Consider the following 1,065-nt stretch of genomic DNA (forward strand, 5'->3'; position numbering starts at 1 on the left):
ATCCTATCTGGCGTTCGAGATCGGCATTCCGGTGCCGGAACGGACAATGGCCAGAATCTTCGAGATGGCCGACCGGGCTGGCCTGTCGCGTTGGTCGTCGGTTCTGCAAGCCAAGCCGCGCACGGATTTCGGCGGCCTGGTCTGGCTGTCGCGCGGCCTTGCCAAGCAGTTGCGCCTGAAGCGGAAGAAGGGCCGGTTGCAGCAGGAGCCGCCCGCCAAACCCTGGCGCGGGAGACCGGCCGCGGGCAAGCCGCAAGCCGCATCGGAGCCTCTGGTGTTTTCGCAGGCCATCGCCTGTCCGCAAACGACCGGCGACATGATGCTCGACATCACCGTCAGGATCGGCGTTCCGCCGGTCCGGCGCCGCATCGAAATGGAGATCAATGACGGTGGCGAGCATATCGCTCGCCTGCGTGCCGTGGCTATCAGCCGATCCGGCAGGGAACGCGTGCTGCATTTTCGCGGCAAGGTGACGCTCGACGGCGCGCGAGTTGCCTTGACGCTCGAGGCGCGACCATCGCGACAGTTTCGCGAGTGGAACGACGCGGCCACGGTGGCCGCCTATGGCGCCTTGCCTTTCCAGTTGCTGTCGGCGGGTTTCTTGCCGATCGGCTGAAGGCGAATCCGACGAACCTTTCTCGCAAGGCGGCGTCCGCTCAAACTCCGTAGCGTTCGGTGCGGATGATTTCGGCTGCAACGCCGGCATCGATCAGCGCCTGGGCTGCCGCGGAAACGAAGGCATTGGAGCCGCAGACGAAGGCGAGACCGGGCGGCTCGGGCAGCCGCGCCATGGCTTGCGCCATCATCGCGACGTCCACCCGCCGCGCATAGTCGGCCGGGCGGCGTGCGGCTTCGCGGGTCAGTGTCAGCACCAGCTCGAAGCCGTCCTGACGCTCGTCGAGGGCGATCAGCTCGTCACGAAAGATCACTTCGTCCCAGACCCGGACCGAAAAGACCAGGACGACGGGCACCGCTGAATTCCGTGCGGCGCGGTGGCGGATCATCGACATCAAGGGCACGACGCCCGAACCGCCGCCGACCATCACAAGCGGCCCACTCTCATCC

The 1,065-nt window shown here is 66.3% G+C and carries 2 pseudogenes; one reads left to right on the forward strand and one right to left on the reverse strand.

Features of this window, described 5'->3' with window-relative positions:
* Positions 1-616 (forward strand): annotated as a pseudogene (locus tag ENZ75_RS32695) (hypothetical protein); the annotation flags it as partial.
* A 40-nt stretch (positions 617-656) separates the two neighbouring features.
* Here ENZ75_RS32695 and ENZ75_RS32700 read toward each other — a convergent pair.
* Positions 657-1,065, reverse strand: a pseudogene (locus tag ENZ75_RS32700) (oxidoreductase); the annotation flags it as partial.

The sequence above is a fragment of the Mesorhizobium sp. M7A.F.Ca.CA.002.04.1.1 genome (genome assembly GCF_004022805.1).
Lineage (GTDB): Bacteria > Pseudomonadota > Alphaproteobacteria > Rhizobiales > Rhizobiaceae > Mesorhizobium > Mesorhizobium ciceri.